This is a genomic window from Chryseobacterium binzhouense (genome assembly GCF_007474545.1).
Lineage (GTDB): Bacteria > Bacteroidota > Bacteroidia > Flavobacteriales > Weeksellaceae > Chryseobacterium > Chryseobacterium binzhouense.
The window spans coordinates 788,099-804,940 of sequence record NZ_VKOG01000001.1 but is presented as its reverse complement, the minus strand read 5'-3'; the positions used below and the strand labels follow the sequence as shown (position 1 = coordinate 804,940).

Sequence of the window (16,842 nt, the reverse complement as noted above, 5' to 3'; positions counted from 1 at the left end):
TCTTACTTCTTTTTGGTGATAAAATGATTAGATAATGCTAAACTCAAACCGATGACGAAAATAAAATAGGCAACATCTCTGAAGTCTATCAATCCTCTGGTAAATCCTAAGAAATGATGATAAAAACCTAAATTCTGTAAAATAAAATCTGCTCCTCCCAACAATTTATAACTCGCCAACTGCTCAATTCCGAAATACATGATAAAGCACATAAAAACGCCTAATAAATAAGCCATAATCTGATTTTGTGAAAGCGACGATGCTAAAATACCTACTCCTGCAAATGCCGCAATGAGCATAATGAGACCAAAGTAACTGCCAAAAGTCATTCCCATATCAATATTTCCTTCCGGAACGCCCAGAACAAAAACAGTATAAAAATAGATAAGTGATGGAATAAGGCAAAGGATTCCGACAATCCAAACAGAAAAAAACTTACCAAATACCAAATCAGACACTTTCATAGGCTGTGAAAAAAGCCAGTTTAAAGTTCCTGTCTGCTGCTCTTCAGCAAAGGTTTTCATAGACAATGCCGGAATGATAAACATCAAAAGCCACGGAACCAAAACGAAATAGCTTTGCAGTGAAGCAAGTCCGATGTCAAAAATATTAGAGTCATTTTCGAAAAAAAACAAAAACAATGTTGTGATGAGACTGAATGCCGCAATGATTACCCATGCGCTCCAGTTCCCGAAGTAACTCCAAAGTTCTTTTTTAAGTATTGCAATCATAGTTTTTAATTTGCAGTAAGAATATGCTATAAGCAGCAGGCAAAGCTTATTTTTTATTACCTTTAGCCTAAAGCCATTATTATTTTTTCTTTTTCTTGTTCACCAGCTTCACGGTCATCATGATCAAAAATACCAGAACGAAAAATCCGGTAATTAATTGCCACCAATATTCAATAACTGAAGATTTTAATATGACCGTAAAAACAACAAGGAACAAAATAAATGTAGCAATTTCATTCGCCTGTCTTAGTTTCAGATTAGCTGTTTCCAGAGTATTTCCGTTGAGTTTTACCAGCTGCTTTACTTTTTGCCAGCACCAGTAATGATAAGCGGCAAGCCCGATTAAGAAGGTGAGCTTGAGATGGAACCATGGAGTTTTCATCAATCCGAAGTTGAGAAAAATCAAAATTAATCCGCAGACTGCCATGATAACCCCTGCAGGAACCGTGATAATGTTCCAAAGTCTTCGAGCCATAAAAGTATACTGCTCTCTGAGGATCTGTTTTTTTTCATCATAGAACGCATCGGTATCTTTATAATACACAAAAATTCTCACGAGGTAAAAAATCCCCGCAAAATAGCTTACCATAAAAATAATGTGCAATGCTTTGATGATGGTATACAGCATCCTTTTAATTTGTCTGCAAAGATAATGATTTTGCAGATGATGTATTCAAAAATTACCGTTTAATAGCGACGCTGTCTGTTTTTTTACTATTATCATATTTCTTAATAGTTTCCAGCTTTCCGTTTTCATCATAACATTTCCAGTCACCGTAGTAATATCAGTTGTTTTCCGTTTTCTTTAACATCCAGCCGGGACTGACTTTTTTCCATTATTCTGCCATAAGAATGAAATATTTTGGTATTGGAGACTCTGTTCTGGTTTTATTTTTTTGATAAAGCCGATTCAAGATTAAGATAACAATATTATTTTTCATCGTAAATATTTATGTAAATACCATAAACATATTCTACAAACGTAGAATAATAAAATATAAAAAAACAGCAGTTATTTTCAAACTACTGAATATTATTTGTTGCAATATTATTTGATTCTAAGCTGGAAGTATTAACTAGCTTAGCCTACTTTTCAATAAAAAACTTTACATTTTCTATAGGTCTTCCAAGCATAGCTACAGAACCTTTGATGATTATAGGTCGCTGAATAAGAGACGGGTTTTCACATAAAATCTTCAGCCATTCTTCTTCCGAAATATTTTTACCTGCAAATTTTTCAAGATAAAGCTTCTCTTTTTTTCTGATAATATGGGAGATAGGCTGATTGAGTTTCTTCAAAACTGTTTTGAGTTCCAAAACGCTTAGAGGATCTTCCATAATATTAATGATTTCAAACTGAACACCATTTTCATCCAGATATTCTAAAATAGCGTTGGATTTTGAACAGCTTCCGTTATGCAAGACCTTTATCATGTTAAATTTTTACTGATTAGAATAAACCGTTGAGTTCCGCATCAATTTTTTCAAGAATAAATCCAAAATCTTCAGGTTTTTCTACAAAATCCAGATCATCTACTTCAATTACCAGAAGTTTTCCTTCTGTATAACCGTCGATCCATTTTTCGTATTTCTGATTTAGCTTAGATAAATATTCTATGCTGATGGAGGCTTCGTACTCTCTTCCTCTTTTGTAAATTTTCTTTACGAGATTAGGAACATCAGACTTTAAATAAATAAGCAAATCGGGTGCCGAAACAAAAGTTTTCATCAGATCAAAAAGCGAAGCATAATTTTTGAAATCTCTGTCTGAAAGAAGTTTCATATCATTAAGATTTTCCGCAAAAATGTGAGCATCTTCATAAATCGTACGATCCTGAATAATATTTTTGCCACTTTCTCTTATTTCTTTTACCTGACGAAATCTGCTTCCAAGAAAATAAATCTGAAGTGCAAAACTCCACTTGCTCATATCGGCATAAAAGTCTTCCAGATAAGGATTATGATCTACATCTTCGAACTGCGCATCCCAGCCGTAATGTTTGGCAAGCATGGTTGTAAGTGTCGTTTTTCCGGCTCCGATGTTTCCTGTGACAGCAATGTGCATATTGTATATGAGAGTTTTTGTTTAAATACCAAAAGATTCTACGTTGGAAATTTCTTCGATGATTTTTAAAATATCACCTTTTTCAGTCTTCTCCTTTTCCAGTTTTTCTATCTCTTCTTCAAGTTCCTGTTTAGTTTTTTCAAGTTCTTCCAAAGATTTCTGAGGCTTTGCTTTACGTAAATTTTCAAGGCTGTAAAGATACAGTTTGTTGCCTTTTATTTCAAAATATGCCAGTGAGTTTTTATCCACAATCTGTGTTTCGGGATCTTCAAATAATTTTAAAAGCTCTTTGTTCTGAATATATTTGAAAACCGCAGTTTTTGTGACAATCAGAATATTTTCATTTTCACGGCGAAATCTCTTGGCATTTTCTACCGGAGCTTCAAAAAGCTTATCAAATTTCAGATTAAAAACCCTGAATGTATTTTTAGATAAAATGTAGAGTCTATTTTCAAAAACAAGCAGATCAATGATCTCATCCATATTTACCGTGTAAGGGTAAGAATTGATGGTAATATCATTCCTGAAATTATACTGAAGCAGCCTTTTACTGCTTTCGTCAATCAGCCAGACCTGCTGCAGATCTTCCGCATAGGCTTGTTTGATAAAGCCAAACTTTTGCTTGAAATCAAGCCTTTGAATCTCATTGAGATTCTGATCTACAAATTTCATTTCCTGAGCATTTTCCGAAAACAAAGCTATACTCAGGGGATTTTGCACTCCCTGAACTTTAAAAGGAACGGTGAGCATCATTTTGCCCAGCTGCCTTCCTAAAGAATCATATTTAGTAAAGCTGAAATCTTTGTTTTTGTATAGATACAGATTCCCGTAGTCATCAGCAAACATATCTCTGGTTTCCTTTAGCTTTAAACTGTCAAAAGGAAGTACTTTCTGCGCCGATATGGTACAGAACAGAATAACGAACAAAAATTGTAATAATCTCAAATCTTCTTTACTAAGATAGCGTTCCTAAGGAACGCTACCAATTTACATTATTTTTACTTTATTGCAGAAAAAATTATGATGATGTTTTCAACTATTTAATGATTACTTCATAAATTTTCGACCAGTTTTTTCCGGTAATCAGCATATTATCGCCTTTAAAGGCAATCCCATTCAAAACATGCTCACTATTGTCATCTGTATAAGGCTGTGCAATTTTAGAAAAATCAAATCTTCCCACAACCTCTCCGTTGGCGGGATTGATTTTTAAGATAATCGGTTTGTGCCAAACATTGGCGTAAATATGTCCTTTGTAGTATTCAAGCTCGTTAAGCTGATCATAAACGCTTGTATTTCCTGCTACTGAAATATATCTTACCATTTTGGAAGGATCGTTTACATCAAGAAAATAAAGGTTTTTGGTTCCGTCTGAAGCAATAAGGTTTTTCCCGTCATACGTAAGACCCCAACCCTGATTCATCATACTTGTATAAGGAAATTCGGACTTCAGGCTCAATGAATTTTTATCATATACTAAACCTTTCTTGTTTTCCCAGGTTAACTGAAAGATTTTGTCGCCGGCAATTGTACTTCCTTCCGAAAAAACATCATCCGGCTGTTTTGTTTGTTTTACAGGAATTGTATCGCCCAGTTTATAGGCAATTAATCTGGAAGATCCGTACTGCCCTTCACTTTCATAGATCAAACTTCCGTCATATTGAAATCCCTGAACAAAATTAGCAGGATCATGAGGATACTCAGCAACAATTTCATAATTGATAGCCTTTTCAGGAGTTTTGCTGTAAACATTAATGGTCGCATCCTGATATAAAGTTTCTCCGCCTTTGGTTTTGATGTTAAAAGTTACCGCATTATCACCTAATGTAAAATATTTAGGATCTATGATAAGACTGTTTGATTCTTTTTCGCCAAAACTTATGGTAATGCTTTCTGCATTTTCCAGAACTTCATCAGGAAGATTGAGCTTATCACCAAAATGATAACCTTTCTGTTCCATTCCATTGTTGTAATCTGCAAGAGAAGACAGCATCTTATCATTATTATTACATGAAACGATCAGTAATAATGCTGCAAACCCCGCTATTATTTTATTTTTCATTATGATTCCTAAAATTTTTTCAAAAATAGCAAAATTTATAACGCTTTGCTAATTGTTTCTATTGTTTGATCTATACTACACTATAAAACAATACTGTTTTGTGGCGTAATAGGCGGCGGAAGATTGTCTTCATCAAGCATATCTCGCATGTCTATTTCTATAGTTCTGCTGATCTGCGTAATCGGAACATCATTCGGACTTCCTTCAAACGGATTTACAGAAGCCTCTCCTACGCTGTCTAAAGTATGAAAACACCATGTAACCAATAGTGAAAACGGAATATTAAACCAGAGTGTATAATTTTCCAGTAAAGTTCCATCTCCCATTTTATCAAATTCTTTTACCAATCCGTAAGGTACAAATATGATAAAGAGATGCAGAAGATAAGTGGTTATGGATGAGAAATTCCTTGGATAGGGGAAATTTTTTATTCTTTCTGCCTTTCCCTGATTATCCGTAAATTTCACCAGTTGCTGATTGATCTGTGTCCACTGAAAATCATTGATTTCTCCCCTTGAATAAGCCTCGGAAAGCTCTCTGCTCTGAATTGCCATTAACTGTGTTGCACGGTTTTTTTTACTTAAAACGTACTCCAGCTCTTTTTCAGAAAGAAATTTTTTAAGCTCATTTTCTACTTTAAACTTTTTTTCCTCAACTTCATATTTTTTTGCATATTCTTCAAACTGTGCCAAATTCACTTTTTCCCAATCCCTATGTTCTCTCAGCTGAAAACGAAGTGCTGTAAGCCATGCATAATGCCGCTCAAACATCATTTTTACTTTAGCCGGATTTTTTCCGGACAATGCGTCTCTTAAGATATAGCCGAAACTTCTGCTATCATTGATGATTGATCCGTAAATCTGCCTTGCTTCCCAGAGCCTGCTGTAGCTTGCATTATTTTTAAAGCCAACGATAAAAGCTACCGCAGTTCCCATAATTGCAATCGGCTGCCACGGAAATGACAGAAAAGTAAGTCCTAAATAATAAAGTATCGTAGGAACTGCCGCCCAAAGCGAAAGAACAAAAATGCTTCTCTTCGTCCAGACAATAAATTCTGTCGCACTAAATTTTTTTCCTGAATGCATATACTATTAATTAATTCTTTGTGAAAGGAATATTGTTGTAAAATCCTATCTGTATCTGTCCCCGGTTTCTATTTTCCTGGATCTGATTCATATATCCTGCCTCAATCCGCATATTTTTGTTGATAACAAATCCTACAGCTCCATAGACACGGTTTCTGTCAAAAACAGGGTTGTCAAAATGAAGAAAAATCTCATTGTAAGCGGAAGCATACCATGTTTTTGGAAGCATTTCTTTATTATTGATCGGAATATTTAATCCTAAAAAATACCGGAAACGCATTCTGAAATCATCCTGTAAAAAACGCTCTTCCAGGCGGTAACGGTGCTGAACGAAAAATCTGCCGAATTTTTGTCTTGTAATATACTGCTGGAAGATTCTGTGTTCAATATTTTCAGATTTCTCACCTCTAATATAAGGCTGGCTTAAAATAAAACCATAACCCAGCAAGATATTATTGTTGTTTTCTGTAAGATCATAGCCAATCCCGGTTCTGATGAGCAATTGTTCCAAATCTGTCCCTGCATCAAAATTCCTGTACTGGATTTCGTTATGAAAATTAAACTTTTCACTGATTTTATTGTTTCCGAAATACATATACCAAGCTCCTAAATCACTATTTTGAGCAATAGCAGTAACTCCCAGAGCGCACATCAACACCAATATCGACTTCTTAAAAAATATCATAGTTTATTATTTACATTGCCTATCAATCAGCACAAATCTAATTATAATTACCTATCAAACAAAATATAATGCTCTGCATTCATTCAATAAAAAAACGGCAGAACAAATCTGCCGGCTTTATTGCTAAGGATGTTGCTGCTTTTCAGGATCGTCATAATTAACCATCCAGTTTATTCCAAATTTATCGGTAAACATTCCGAAATAAGCTCCCCAAAATGTATCAGCCATTGGCATTGTAATATTTCCGCCATTTGAAAGACCATTGAATAACTTATCTGCTTCATCTCTTGTGTCTGCATTTATTGAAATGGCGTAATTATTACCTTCTTTAAACTGAGAAGCCCATTCTCCGCCTGTGTCACTTCCCATTAACATTGTTTCATTAGAAATAGGGAGGCAAACATGCATAACTTTATTTTTTTCTTCTTCCGGCATTTCTTTACCTTCCGCAGGCGGCATATCGCCAAAGGTACCCATGTAAGGAATTTCTCCTCCAAAAACTGACTGATAAAATTCGAAAGCCTGTCTGCAATTTCCGTTAAATGTAAGATATACGTTTACTGTTGCCATAATTGTTTGATATAGGTTTTTATTGATGATTATTAATTATTATTACTATTCTTTATCATTGATTAGCCATTACAAAAAGATCTATCTGTGCTGATCAATAAGAATCATATTTCCGTCCGGATCTTTAAGATAGATATGTTCGGGACCTGATGAATTTTCATCGGCTTCTTTTTCCAGCTCAACATTATGATGCTTTAAATGCTTCTGAATTTTTCTAACATCGTCAAATGATTCCAAATTCTGAGCGTTATGATCCCATCCCGGGTTGAAAGTCAGCATATTTCCATCAAACATCGCCTGAAATAGACCAATTAAGGTGTCTTCATTTTTCATGATAAGATAATTATGCTCCATACTGCCGCCCATAGCATTAAAGCCCAGTTTTTCGTAAAATTCTTTGGATTTAGCTAAATCTTTTACACTTAAACTGATAGAGAAAGCTCCTAATTTCATTGCTTTATTTTTAATTGATTTTCAGTTATTAATTATATTGAAATTTGACAGAAAATACGCAAATATTTTTACGAATTAAAGTTTTGCGGTTTTAAAAATGTAATCAAAAATTTTTAAGTTTTGTTTTAAAATCTAAACTTCTGTCATAGCTTCTCCAGTCACCTGTCAATTCAATAGAATGGTTTTCAATTTTTTCTGTCTTTTTATTCCATTTAAAATGATAAATAAACATACCCGAAAAAATACCGGAATGTTTCCCTTTACTTTCTTCAGCTAATTCATAATCGCCATATACCGCTCCGTCTTTCTTACCATCCTTGTATTTGATAATGGTAAATTTCCCTTCAAACTTTGTATAATTGTTATCAACAAGAGAATATCCCGAAACAAAATATTCCTGGTCATTTTTCTTATTCTGCTCAGAAATATTTATTTTAAGCTTAATTTTCTGATTATCATTGCCTATCGTCCCGATATAAGGGTTGGAATTATTGAGCCAGACTTTGGAAATATCCGGCATCTGCGAAAGCAGAAAAAAAGGCATGAGTAATAAGAAAAATAAAAATTTTTTCATAGGGTTTTGTTTTATTCAATGAAACCGGATATTAAACTCCGAACTGGCTCAAATGATGGTTAAGATGTTTAGCAAACATATTATTCCATTCCTGGGAAGTAAGTTTTCCGAAAGAAAAAGATTCTTTACCATCAAAAGCCGAAGCTCCCAATTGCTGAGTTTTCTGAATAAAACCAATCAGTCTCCTTTTTTCTTCATCAAAATTTTTTCTTTCTTTTATCAAAAATTGTGGTGCAGTGGGAGAATCTTTAGGATAAGATTTTTCTCCAACCACTTTTGGTTTTACAAATGTTTTGAGTATAAACTTTGCTATTGCGCCCGGCTTTTTATGTTTTTCAGGCTCATAAACCATTTCGTAGGTTACAGAGCAGTGAGCCAGCATTTGGTCGACCGTCATTCTACCCCACAAACCATGGGTATCTTCTACCAAATTATTGATTCTGTTAATATAATTCTGAGCATCTTTCGGGTCAAATACATTTTCCATAATGGTTTATTCTTTTAAACAAATATATCAGTTTTTTTTGTGGTGTGAAATATCAGCATAAAATACGGCAATCAGTCGAATACAAAAACAGAGCAGAATAATTTCTGCTCTGTTTATTTAAACTATTATTTAAAGATTATTTTTTAATCGCCTTAATGGTTTGCTTAGTACCATCGTTCATATTAAGAACAACAAGGTAAACTCCCGCATTCAATTCTCTTAAATGAAGAATGTTACTTGGTTTTTCAAATGATTTCACCAGTCTTCCGGCAATATCTATGACAGAAATAGATTTTACATTTTTAATGTCTGAAATATTTAAGACATCAACAAACGGATTCGGATATGCCTGAACTTTATTTCTATCTAATGAATTCTCTACGGTTGACAATGTAGAAGTTATTGAGAAGTTATCAATAAAGAAATCGTTATCTGCGGTATCATTAACAGTTCCAGAGCTACCATAGAATGCAAACTTTGTCTGAGCTGTCGCCCCTGTTATAGTATACGTAAATGTAGTAGAGACATTCGGAATATTGGTAGATTCATTCCAAGACTGAATAGAAGTCCAAGTAGCACCATTGTCTGTTGACATAAGAACCTCAATTTTATCATCAGAACCAAGACTACCTGCATTAGTTGAACTATATTCTGTCATTGCATAATCAAAAGAAATTGTATAAACTCCACCTGCTAAATTGAATGTAGGAGTCATCAACCATCCTGTGATATTGGTACTGTACAAGTTGATTTTTGCCGCCCCAGTACTTCCTACGTTTGCAAACCCATCAGCATACCAGTAAGTTGAGTTTCCTGAAGGTCCTGTTGCAACAGATCCTCCAGATCCTTGATTCCAGCAAGCTGTATTGACTGATGAGAAATTGTTGGTATAAGTTGGAGTAATAGCATCACATTGTGTGGTAAAACTTCTCACTAAACAATTGCTGGAAATTGATCCGGCATTGTATGCATTAATAGTGTAATAATATGTGGTATTATAAGCTAACGAAGTACCAAATGTATAAGTTGTCATATTACCCAAATCTGCATTATTTACAACATCTGATCCTCCTGAAGTAGTTCCTACCGTAATTCTGTATCCTGTAGCTCCACTCATAGTACTCCATGTAATTGTTGGTGTAATAGAAGTTCCGCTTACTCCGTTTGCAGGACTAGTTACTGTAGGACAAAAACTCTGAGTTGTAAACATTGCCATTGGTGACCAAGAGCTTTTAGTGGTTGCGCTGCATAATGATCTTACCCAGATATAATACTGTGTTGAGGAGTTAAGCGATGAAAGATTTACACTTGTTGAAGTCGCTGTACCTGTTGCTGTTGTAGTTGCTGTAGGTGCAGTATTGCTTGTGGAAAGATAGTATTCATATCCGTTTGCAGGAGCTGAAGCAGGAGCCATCCATGAAACCGTAGCCGTAAAAGGCGTAACTGCACTTGATGTGAGAGCAGAAGGTTCTACGCAAGTAGGGTTTACCTCAATAACGATATCATCCACATACAAATTAAACATATCTGCATCAGAATACACATTAAATCCGAAATAATAAACTCCGGTTGATGCTGGGGTAAATGTGTAAAAATCTGTCTGCGGTGTTAATATATTTACAATATTGGAATAATCATGTATTGTGGTATTTTGCGAAGCCGAATTGGCCGCTGTACCATAAGTAACTTTCAATTTTTCAGCATAAGTTGAACTATTGTTGCCGTAGGCATATTTAATTCTGTATACTGTACCTGCCGTAAGATTGATTCCATTGGTAAAGAACCATGCATTGGCAGCATTTTGCGAGTTGTATTTATAGGTGAGTGTTTTATTCGTAAAACCATTTCCAGGATTGTTTTCGATGATCCAATTGTTACCTGAGCCTGTATTAACAGCTAAAGTACAGTTTGGCATTGCTGGAACAGCAGCACTTTCAAAATCCTGAATATAAGGTACATTTGAAGCAACACAGCTTGTAACAAAACAAACATTTACCCAGTTACTGGTAGTTGTTGCCGTGCATTTTGATCGAATCCAAACACAATAATTACTACCCGGTGTAAGCGATGTGATTGTAACGGTAGGGTTTGTTACATTCAGCAATGGTGCAGTAGCAGCCGTAGGAACAACACCTGTATTTGAATAAAACACATCATATCCGGAGGACGGAACTGTGGAAGGACTTGCCCAGGAAACAGTAACACTTGTTGGAGTAATTCCAGATACTGTGAGCGAAGTAGGAGCAATACATGAAGGGGGTGCAGTTACAGTAAGCTTATAATCATGCGCCTCGCCGTAACCTGATGTATCGCAAGATGTGGGAGCGGTATTCCATCTGTCTGCTACTCTCATTCGATAATTTCCGGGAGTAACTGCTGAAGGGATATTGATAGTTCCGTTTGTAATCATGGTTGTTCCGCTATTGCCTGAACCAATCAATTCTGAAGTTTCATCAAAAGTTCCGTCATTGTTAAAGTCGACGTAAATCCTTACATATTGATTTGCATAATCATGCACAACCTCAAAAGCGTAAGGAATTGTCGGTGACAAGGTTATTGTTTGAGTTGCAAAAAAATCACCATATGTTCCTGCAGAACATCCGGTTCCTAAATGTGTGAAACCAGCGGTAGGGATTTTAAAGTCATTAATTTGATCTCCACCGTCACAGCCACTGGCGTAGTTTGGTGTACAATAAGTCTGTGCACTCATCCAGATGGCAGAAAAAAGCACAAACAAAAGATAAGTTTTCTTCATGTCTACAAGTTTTTAATTTAATAGTTAAAAATAAAAAATAAATACCACATCAACAAACAATATGATATTTTTTTGAGCATTATTCAAAATAATATAAATATTTATAGACATTATAAAAGCAAAAAAAGGTGGTCATTCAGACCACCTTCTCATTAATTTACATTAAAAATTATTTTTTAATAGCTTTTAAAGTTTGTTTAGTACCATCATTCATATTAAGTACCACTAAATACATTCCTGAATTTAGTTCTCTTAACTGAAGAGTAGCCGAAGGTTTATCAAAAGATTTAACCACTCTACCTGCAATATCAATTACAGAGATTGATTTTACATTCTTGATATCTGAAATGTTTAATACATCAGAGAATGGGTTTGGATAAATTTTGATTGATTTCTCTTTAATTAAGATCTCACCTGTTCCAAGTGCAGCAGATAATTCAGCAAAAGATAAGAAACCCGTATAATCAGCAAATGCTAATGCAGTTGTAGACTGTGTTGTATTTGGCGTACCAGCAACATAAGTACCTGTAGTACCAAATAAACTATCATATACCCCACCTGCAGCTGGTGCAATTACCGGGAAGTTCGTACTTGCAATTGCATTACCTCCTAGTCTTACATTAATTGTTGAGAACGCTCCTGATACTAAAGGCGCTTCCCATCTTTTTGTAGCAGATAAATTCTGGATTGTAGCAGATCCAGTTCCTGAATTAGTATCAAATGCTTCTGCTTGCATATTAGTTACTGCCGTAGTTACAGGCGCTAACCAGATAGGAGCATAAGCCGCTTTACCTACAGGATATAATATATAATTAGTGGCAGCATTTGCATTTGCAATCGTTCTTGCAAAAGGTCCAGCAATATACGCTGTTGCACTACCTCCAGATAATGTACCTGCTGCTGCTGCTGTACCTAATGTTAATAAATTAGCAGAAGTTGTATTTACTTTTCCTGCCGTAAGTGTTAAAGTTCCACTTACTGATAATGGTACACTTAATGTAACTCCACCTGTGCTTGTATTGTTTACAGCGAAACTAGTTAAATTAGCAGTAGAGGATGTAGCTAAATTTCTGAATACACCTGTACCAGATATAGCTTGTGCATTTGTAGATGCCACGCTAGAGGCAGAAGATGTTAAATCTGCTCCCCATGATGCTAATTCTAAAGTACCAGTAGAAGTAAGTGTACTATTATTTACAATATTACCATTAATTTTTGAACTAGGTAATCTTAACTCACCGGAAGTAATTGTTAAATCTTTTTCAATACCTACTGTGTAAGGAGCTACAACTAATCTATTTGTACCTGTAGATAAATTAATAACTAAATTACCAGCAATAAAATATCCACTGCCTGGCCAAGTATTATACTGAAGACCACTTGTATGTCCACCTGCATCAGTAGAAACTCCGTCTCCTAATTGAATTGTATGATTTACTCCTGCACGGTAACCATTACCCCAATAAGCAAAAGCGTGTCCATTTGAAGTACCTGCTGCTGCTGAAGTTGCAGCATGCGGATCTACAATAACAATTTTACCACCTGTTAAATTTAATGCAGCACCTGTTCCTGAAGTACCAAAACCAAATATATTGGTACCAGAAGCAACAGAATTAGCCACCACACCTGCATCATTACCATCTACAATAATCTCTCCACCTGATTGATTAAATGTTGATCCATTTGCATTATTTACATTACCATTTACGTTTAGTATACCACCTGAAACTGTTAGTGTTCCATTATTTACTAATGAATTGTTTTTAAGAGTACAACCTATTGTTAAATCTCCTGAAGTACTTACTAATGTTCCTCCAGTATTAATAGTAATATTTCTAGACACATTCCCTGCTGAGTTTACAGTTACTGTAGTACCCGCTGCAATTTGCACTACATCTGTACAAGATGGTAATGTTCCTTTGTTCCAGGTAGAACCAGTATTCCAATTACCATTTGTTACAGATATAAAAGGAATATCAGAAGCTGCAATACCTAAATAGTAGGTATCAGCTAAATTAGACAATGGAACAGCTGTTCTTTGTGCATTTACGTAAGTTGTTCCAGCCTGATGTGTCCCTGAAGCCGGAGCCGAAGCCAATGTAATTCTGCTGTTTCCGTTAGCAGACTGATAAATATTTTGTCCGTTTATTGCCATACTATAAGTAGGCGTTCCTGTAATACCAGACTGAGAAACAACCCAGTTAGATCTTGCCTGCGTATCTACGGTATATGCTCCGTCTACAATATTTACGGCATTTGTTCCTGCAACGTCATTATATTTTACTGCAATTCTTCCACCTGTTGTTGCAGCTGCTGTCTGGTTTAAGTAAAGATTTCTTGCAACAAGAGCGGTTGAGGTTCCTGCAGCAAAAGGATATACTCCCGTTCCTGTTCCAGAAGGAGTAGTATTAGCTGTAATAGTTGCTCCTCCTGTCGTAGTAGGCCACCATCTTGCAAAAGTACTACCTGTGCTAAAACCACCTGCAGTATAAGATAAAGTTCCATTGGAGGAAGTTGAAGTTCCTAAAACAAAAGTATTAGCACCTGTATTTACAAAACCTGTTGTCAATGTTAATGTTCCTGATAATGTTCCTGTATTTGCTCCGCTCAATAACGAATTGGCATTAGCAAAAGTAACACCCGTTGAAGAACTATTGTTAATTGTAATTGAATTAAAATTAGCCGTAGAGCTTGCAGTAACAATATTATTTCTAAATACACCAGTTCCTGAAATAGTCTGAGGTGTAGTAGAAGCAGAAGCAGTTGAATTTTTAAAATCCTGGAAACTCAAAGTAGAAGCAGTATGAGTAAATGTACCGTTATTGGTAAAGTTACCTGCAATACTTATTCCCGAAGTAGGCATTCTAAATTCTCCATTTGCATTAATAGTTAATGTATTAATACCAATCGTTGTTGAAGAATTTGACACATATCTATTTGTTCCTAAAGTTCCGTCTATTATTACATTATTGAAATAGATTTTGCTTCCTGCATTATTCCAGATAAATCCTCCTGCAGCTGAAGCAGTGGCCGTTGTTCCTCCTGCATCTGTAGAGGATCCATCACCAAATTTTAAAGTCCAACCAACCGTGTTATCTATAGCAGTTCCGCCAGAATAAGAAAATGCAAATGAACTGGTACTGTTAGCTGCATGAGGATCTACTACGGTCATTGTTCCACCAGTAAGTGTTACATTTCCGGTAGCTATATTCACTAAATGCGTACCCGAAGCTACACTTGTTGCAGTAGCACCTGCGTCGTTTCCATCTACATTTATATTTCCTCCTGTTTGGGCAAAAGTAGAACCTGATACATTATTAATATTACCATTTACTACTAACGTTCCTCCAGATACTGATAAGCTACCGTTGTTGTTAACATAATTATTTCTATTAACACAACCTACAGTTATAGAACCTCCAGTAACAGCTAAAGCTCCTCCCGGATTAATAATTACATTACTTGGCGTTGCAGTTGTAGAAGAAGAGACAGTAACTGTATGCCCCGAAAGAATACCAACACTAGCACAAGAAGAAGGTACTACTCCGCCCACCCATGTACTTGCACTTTCCCATGGACCTGATTGTGCAGACTCTACAGCAGCTTCTGATGTAATAGAAGCTAATGTATATGTTGCAGCTATATTTGCGGCAGGCACTGCGGCTCTTTGCCCAATCGGCTGGTTTGTACCTGCCTGTGCAGTACCTGCCAAAGCTCCATTATTTAATATCGTAACATTTGGAGTAATAGCCGTAAATGTTCCCTGACCTTGAATTGCAATAGTATGTGTTGCGGAAGAAGCATATCCTGCCGAAGTTGTTACAACCCAGTTAGCATTTGTCTGTCTATCATAAGTCAATGAACCCTCAGTTATTGGAGTTATTGCAGAAGTACCAACACCCCCATTAAATTTAACCGCCATTTGACCTACAGCCGTTAAAGCCGCTGTAGCTCTATGAAAATGATTTACATTGTAAGAACCTGCAGCACCTGTTACAAAAGGATAAGTACCTGCACCTGGAGATGGGATGGTAGAAGCTGTTATAGTAGTTCCAGAGCCAGCTGTTCCATACCATCTGCTAAATGTAGAACCTGAACCAAATCCACCTGCAGTATACGATAATGTACCTACTGTTGTGCCCGATATTCCTAATACAAAAGTATTAGAACCTGTATTCACAACTCCATTGGTAAAAGTCAATGTTCCTGATACCGTACCTGTATTACTTCCACTTAATAATGAATTTGCATTAGAGAAAGTAACTCCTCCTGGGTTATTAATTGTTAAATTAGAGAAATTAGCAGTCGGTGAAGCTGTAAGGTTTCTAAAAACACCTGAGCCAGAAATATTTTGAGGTGCCGTTACTGTAAATGCACTGTTTGTTCCTAAAACCAAAGCAGAAGTCGATGTGGAGCCCTGCACCGTCATCGTTCCATTATTGATTATATTTCCACCAACAGCCAATAATCCTGAAGTATAATTCTGTCTGAATTCAGCATTGGCATTTATCGTTAAATCTCCTTTTATATGAGTTCCATAAATTGTCGAATTATTATTGGATGCAGTAAGCCATCTCCCCGTAGTTGCGCCGCCATTTACTATAACGTTTTGTACTGGTGCATATCCATTAGAATAAGTTTCTAAAACAAATCCATCCGCATTCCCAGCTGTTGTACTCACACCATCTCCAAAAATAAAGGTATGTGTCCCTGTAAAATATGTAACCGACGTATTGAGACCTATATTTACAGACCTATTAGTACCAGATCCAGCAGAATATGTATTTACATGTGGATCTACTAACGTAATCGTTCCTGCAGAACAATTTGAAGTTCCTCCTGTTAATGCAAATAAAGCCGTGCCAGAAGCAACCGAAGTAGCTGCTGTATTATTATCATTTCCATCCAAGACAATACCGCCGCCAGATTGGTTGAACGCTCCAGAAGTCATTAAGAAATTACCATTTAAAATAATTGATCCTCCTGTCTGTATTAATGAACCTCCAGCAATAAGTAAAGTACTATTATTCCCAGCAGCTCTGGAAACCGTAAGACTGTTACTTGCAACAGTTAAACTTCCAGAATTAATAGTAAGCTGTCTCACTGAAGCATTACTTGGAAGTGTCAATGCAGCATTGTTTTGGATAACAAAATTGTCTGCATTACTAATGCTTGTTGGTGATGTGCCTGTACCATCCGTTGCAGTTCCCCAACTGCTAACAGCCGTAAAATCCGTCGCCGAGGCTTTGGAATAATACGTGGTTTGCGCTTTCATTGCTGCAAAACTGCAGGACAACGAGAGCCAAAGATAAGCCTTTTTCATATTCAGTTAAATTAAAATTAGGGGATGAAATTACTAAATATTTATAATACAA

The 16,842-nt window shown here is 35.9% G+C and carries 14 protein-coding genes; all 14 read right to left on the bottom strand.

Annotation, left to right across the window (positions count from 1 at the left end; genetic code table 11):
• Positions 1 to 2: 2 nt before the first annotated feature.
• Positions 3 to 731, bottom strand: coding sequence for an ABC transporter permease subunit (locus FNE73_RS03630; RefSeq protein WP_143883402.1), 729 nt, complete (start codon positions 729 to 731; stop codon positions 3 to 5).
• 79 nt (positions 732 to 810) lie between these two features.
• The gene (locus FNE73_RS03625; RefSeq protein ID WP_143883401.1) at positions 811 to 1,359 is read right to left on the bottom strand and encodes a CopD family protein; all 549 of its coding nucleotides are present in this window, start codon (positions 1,357 to 1,359) and stop codon (positions 811 to 813) included.
• Positions 1,360 to 1,817: 458 nt separating this feature from the next.
• Positions 1,818 to 2,165: an arsenate reductase family protein gene (locus tag FNE73_RS03620; RefSeq protein ID WP_143883400.1), complete on the bottom strand. Its 348-nt coding sequence runs from the start codon at positions 2,163 to 2,165 to the stop codon at positions 1,818 to 1,820.
• Positions 2,166 to 2,181: 16 nt separating this feature from the next.
• Positions 2,182 to 2,796 carry a deoxynucleoside kinase gene (locus tag FNE73_RS03615; RefSeq protein WP_089742080.1) on the bottom strand — a complete coding sequence of 205 codons (615 nt, stop codon included), beginning with the start codon at positions 2,794 to 2,796 and terminating at the stop codon, positions 2,182 to 2,184.
• Between the two features lie 21 nt (positions 2,797 to 2,817).
• Complete coding sequence (locus tag FNE73_RS03610; protein ID WP_143883399.1) at positions 2,818 to 3,741, bottom strand: hypothetical protein; 924 nt, start codon at positions 3,739 to 3,741, stop codon at positions 2,818 to 2,820.
• A 91-nt stretch (positions 3,742 to 3,832) separates the two neighbouring features.
• Positions 3,833 to 4,858, bottom strand: a complete 1,026-nt coding sequence (locus tag FNE73_RS03605) for a glutaminyl-peptide cyclotransferase (protein ID WP_143883398.1) — start codon at positions 4,856 to 4,858, stop codon at positions 3,833 to 3,835.
• 80 nt (positions 4,859 to 4,938) lie between these two features.
• Positions 4,939 to 5,943, bottom strand: a complete 1,005-nt coding sequence (locus FNE73_RS03600; protein ID WP_143883397.1) for a bestrophin family protein — start codon at positions 5,941 to 5,943, stop codon at positions 4,939 to 4,941.
• A gap of 10 nt (positions 5,944 to 5,953) precedes the next feature.
• The gene (locus FNE73_RS03595; protein WP_143883396.1) at positions 5,954 to 6,628 is read right to left on the bottom strand and encodes a DUF2490 domain-containing protein; all 675 of its coding nucleotides are present in this window, start codon (positions 6,626 to 6,628) and stop codon (positions 5,954 to 5,956) included.
• Positions 6,629 to 6,751: 123 nt separating this feature from the next.
• On the bottom strand, positions 6,752 to 7,198 hold the full coding sequence (locus FNE73_RS03590) for a VOC family protein (RefSeq protein WP_143883395.1): 447 nt from the start codon (positions 7,196 to 7,198) through the stop codon (positions 6,752 to 6,754).
• A gap of 81 nt (positions 7,199 to 7,279) precedes the next feature.
• Positions 7,280 to 7,651 (bottom strand): VOC family protein, encoded by a 372-nt coding sequence (locus tag FNE73_RS03585; RefSeq protein ID WP_143883394.1) that lies wholly within the window; start codon positions 7,649 to 7,651, stop codon positions 7,280 to 7,282.
• A 103-nt stretch (positions 7,652 to 7,754) separates the two neighbouring features.
• Positions 7,755 to 8,225, bottom strand: coding sequence for a hypothetical protein (locus tag FNE73_RS03580; RefSeq protein ID WP_143883393.1), 471 nt, complete (start codon positions 8,223 to 8,225; stop codon positions 7,755 to 7,757).
• Positions 8,226 to 8,256: 31 nt separating this feature from the next.
• Positions 8,257 to 8,712, bottom strand: a complete 456-nt coding sequence (locus FNE73_RS03575; protein ID WP_143883392.1) for a DUF1569 domain-containing protein — start codon at positions 8,710 to 8,712, stop codon at positions 8,257 to 8,259.
• A gap of 136 nt (positions 8,713 to 8,848) precedes the next feature.
• Positions 8,849 to 11,467 (bottom strand): fibronectin type III domain-containing protein, encoded by a 2,619-nt coding sequence (locus FNE73_RS03570; protein WP_143883391.1) that lies wholly within the window; start codon positions 11,465 to 11,467, stop codon positions 8,849 to 8,851.
• Between the two features lie 169 nt (positions 11,468 to 11,636).
• The gene (locus FNE73_RS03565) at positions 11,637 to 16,790 is read right to left on the bottom strand and encodes a T9SS type A sorting domain-containing protein (protein ID WP_143883390.1); all 5,154 of its coding nucleotides are present in this window, start codon (positions 16,788 to 16,790) and stop codon (positions 11,637 to 11,639) included.
• Positions 16,791 to 16,842 lie beyond the last annotated feature (52 nt).

Bases quoted from the DNA above. Each gene is read 5' to 3' on its own strand.
- FNE73_RS03620 (WP_143883400.1), bottom strand. From the start codon at position 2,165: ATGATAAAGGTCTTGCATAACGGAAGCTGTTCAAAATCCAACGCTATT.
- FNE73_RS03575 (WP_143883392.1), bottom strand. From the start codon at position 8,712: ATGGAAAATGTATTTGACCCGAAAGATGCTCAGAATTATATTAACAGA.
- FNE73_RS03605 (WP_143883398.1), bottom strand. From the start codon at position 4,858: ATGAAAAATAAAATAATAGCGGGGTTTGCAGCATTATTACTGATCGTT.
- FNE73_RS03600 (WP_143883397.1), bottom strand. From the start codon at position 5,943: ATGCATTCAGGAAAAAAATTTAGTGCGACAGAATTTATTGTCTGGACG.
- FNE73_RS03570 (WP_143883391.1), bottom strand. From the start codon at position 11,467: ATGAAGAAAACTTATCTTTTGTTTGTGCTTTTTTCTGCCATCTGGATG.
- FNE73_RS03590 (WP_143883395.1), bottom strand. From the start codon at position 7,198: ATGGCAACAGTAAACGTATATCTTACATTTAACGGAAATTGCAGACAG.
- FNE73_RS03595 (WP_143883396.1), bottom strand. From the start codon at position 6,628: ATGATATTTTTTAAGAAGTCGATATTGGTGTTGATGTGCGCTCTGGGA.
- FNE73_RS03580 (WP_143883393.1), bottom strand. From the start codon at position 8,225: ATGAAAAAATTTTTATTTTTCTTATTACTCATGCCTTTTTTTCTGCTT.
- FNE73_RS03615 (WP_089742080.1), bottom strand. From the start codon at position 2,796: ATGCACATTGCTGTCACAGGAAACATCGGAGCCGGAAAAACGACACTT.
- FNE73_RS03565 (WP_143883390.1), bottom strand. From the start codon at position 16,790: ATGAAAAAGGCTTATCTTTGGCTCTCGTTGTCCTGCAGTTTTGCAGCA.
- FNE73_RS03625 (WP_143883401.1), bottom strand. From the start codon at position 1,359: ATGCTGTATACCATCATCAAAGCATTGCACATTATTTTTATGGTAAGC.
- FNE73_RS03630 (WP_143883402.1), bottom strand. From the start codon at position 731: ATGATTGCAATACTTAAAAAAGAACTTTGGAGTTACTTCGGGAACTGG.
- FNE73_RS03585 (WP_143883394.1), bottom strand. From the start codon at position 7,651: ATGAAATTAGGAGCTTTCTCTATCAGTTTAAGTGTAAAAGATTTAGCT.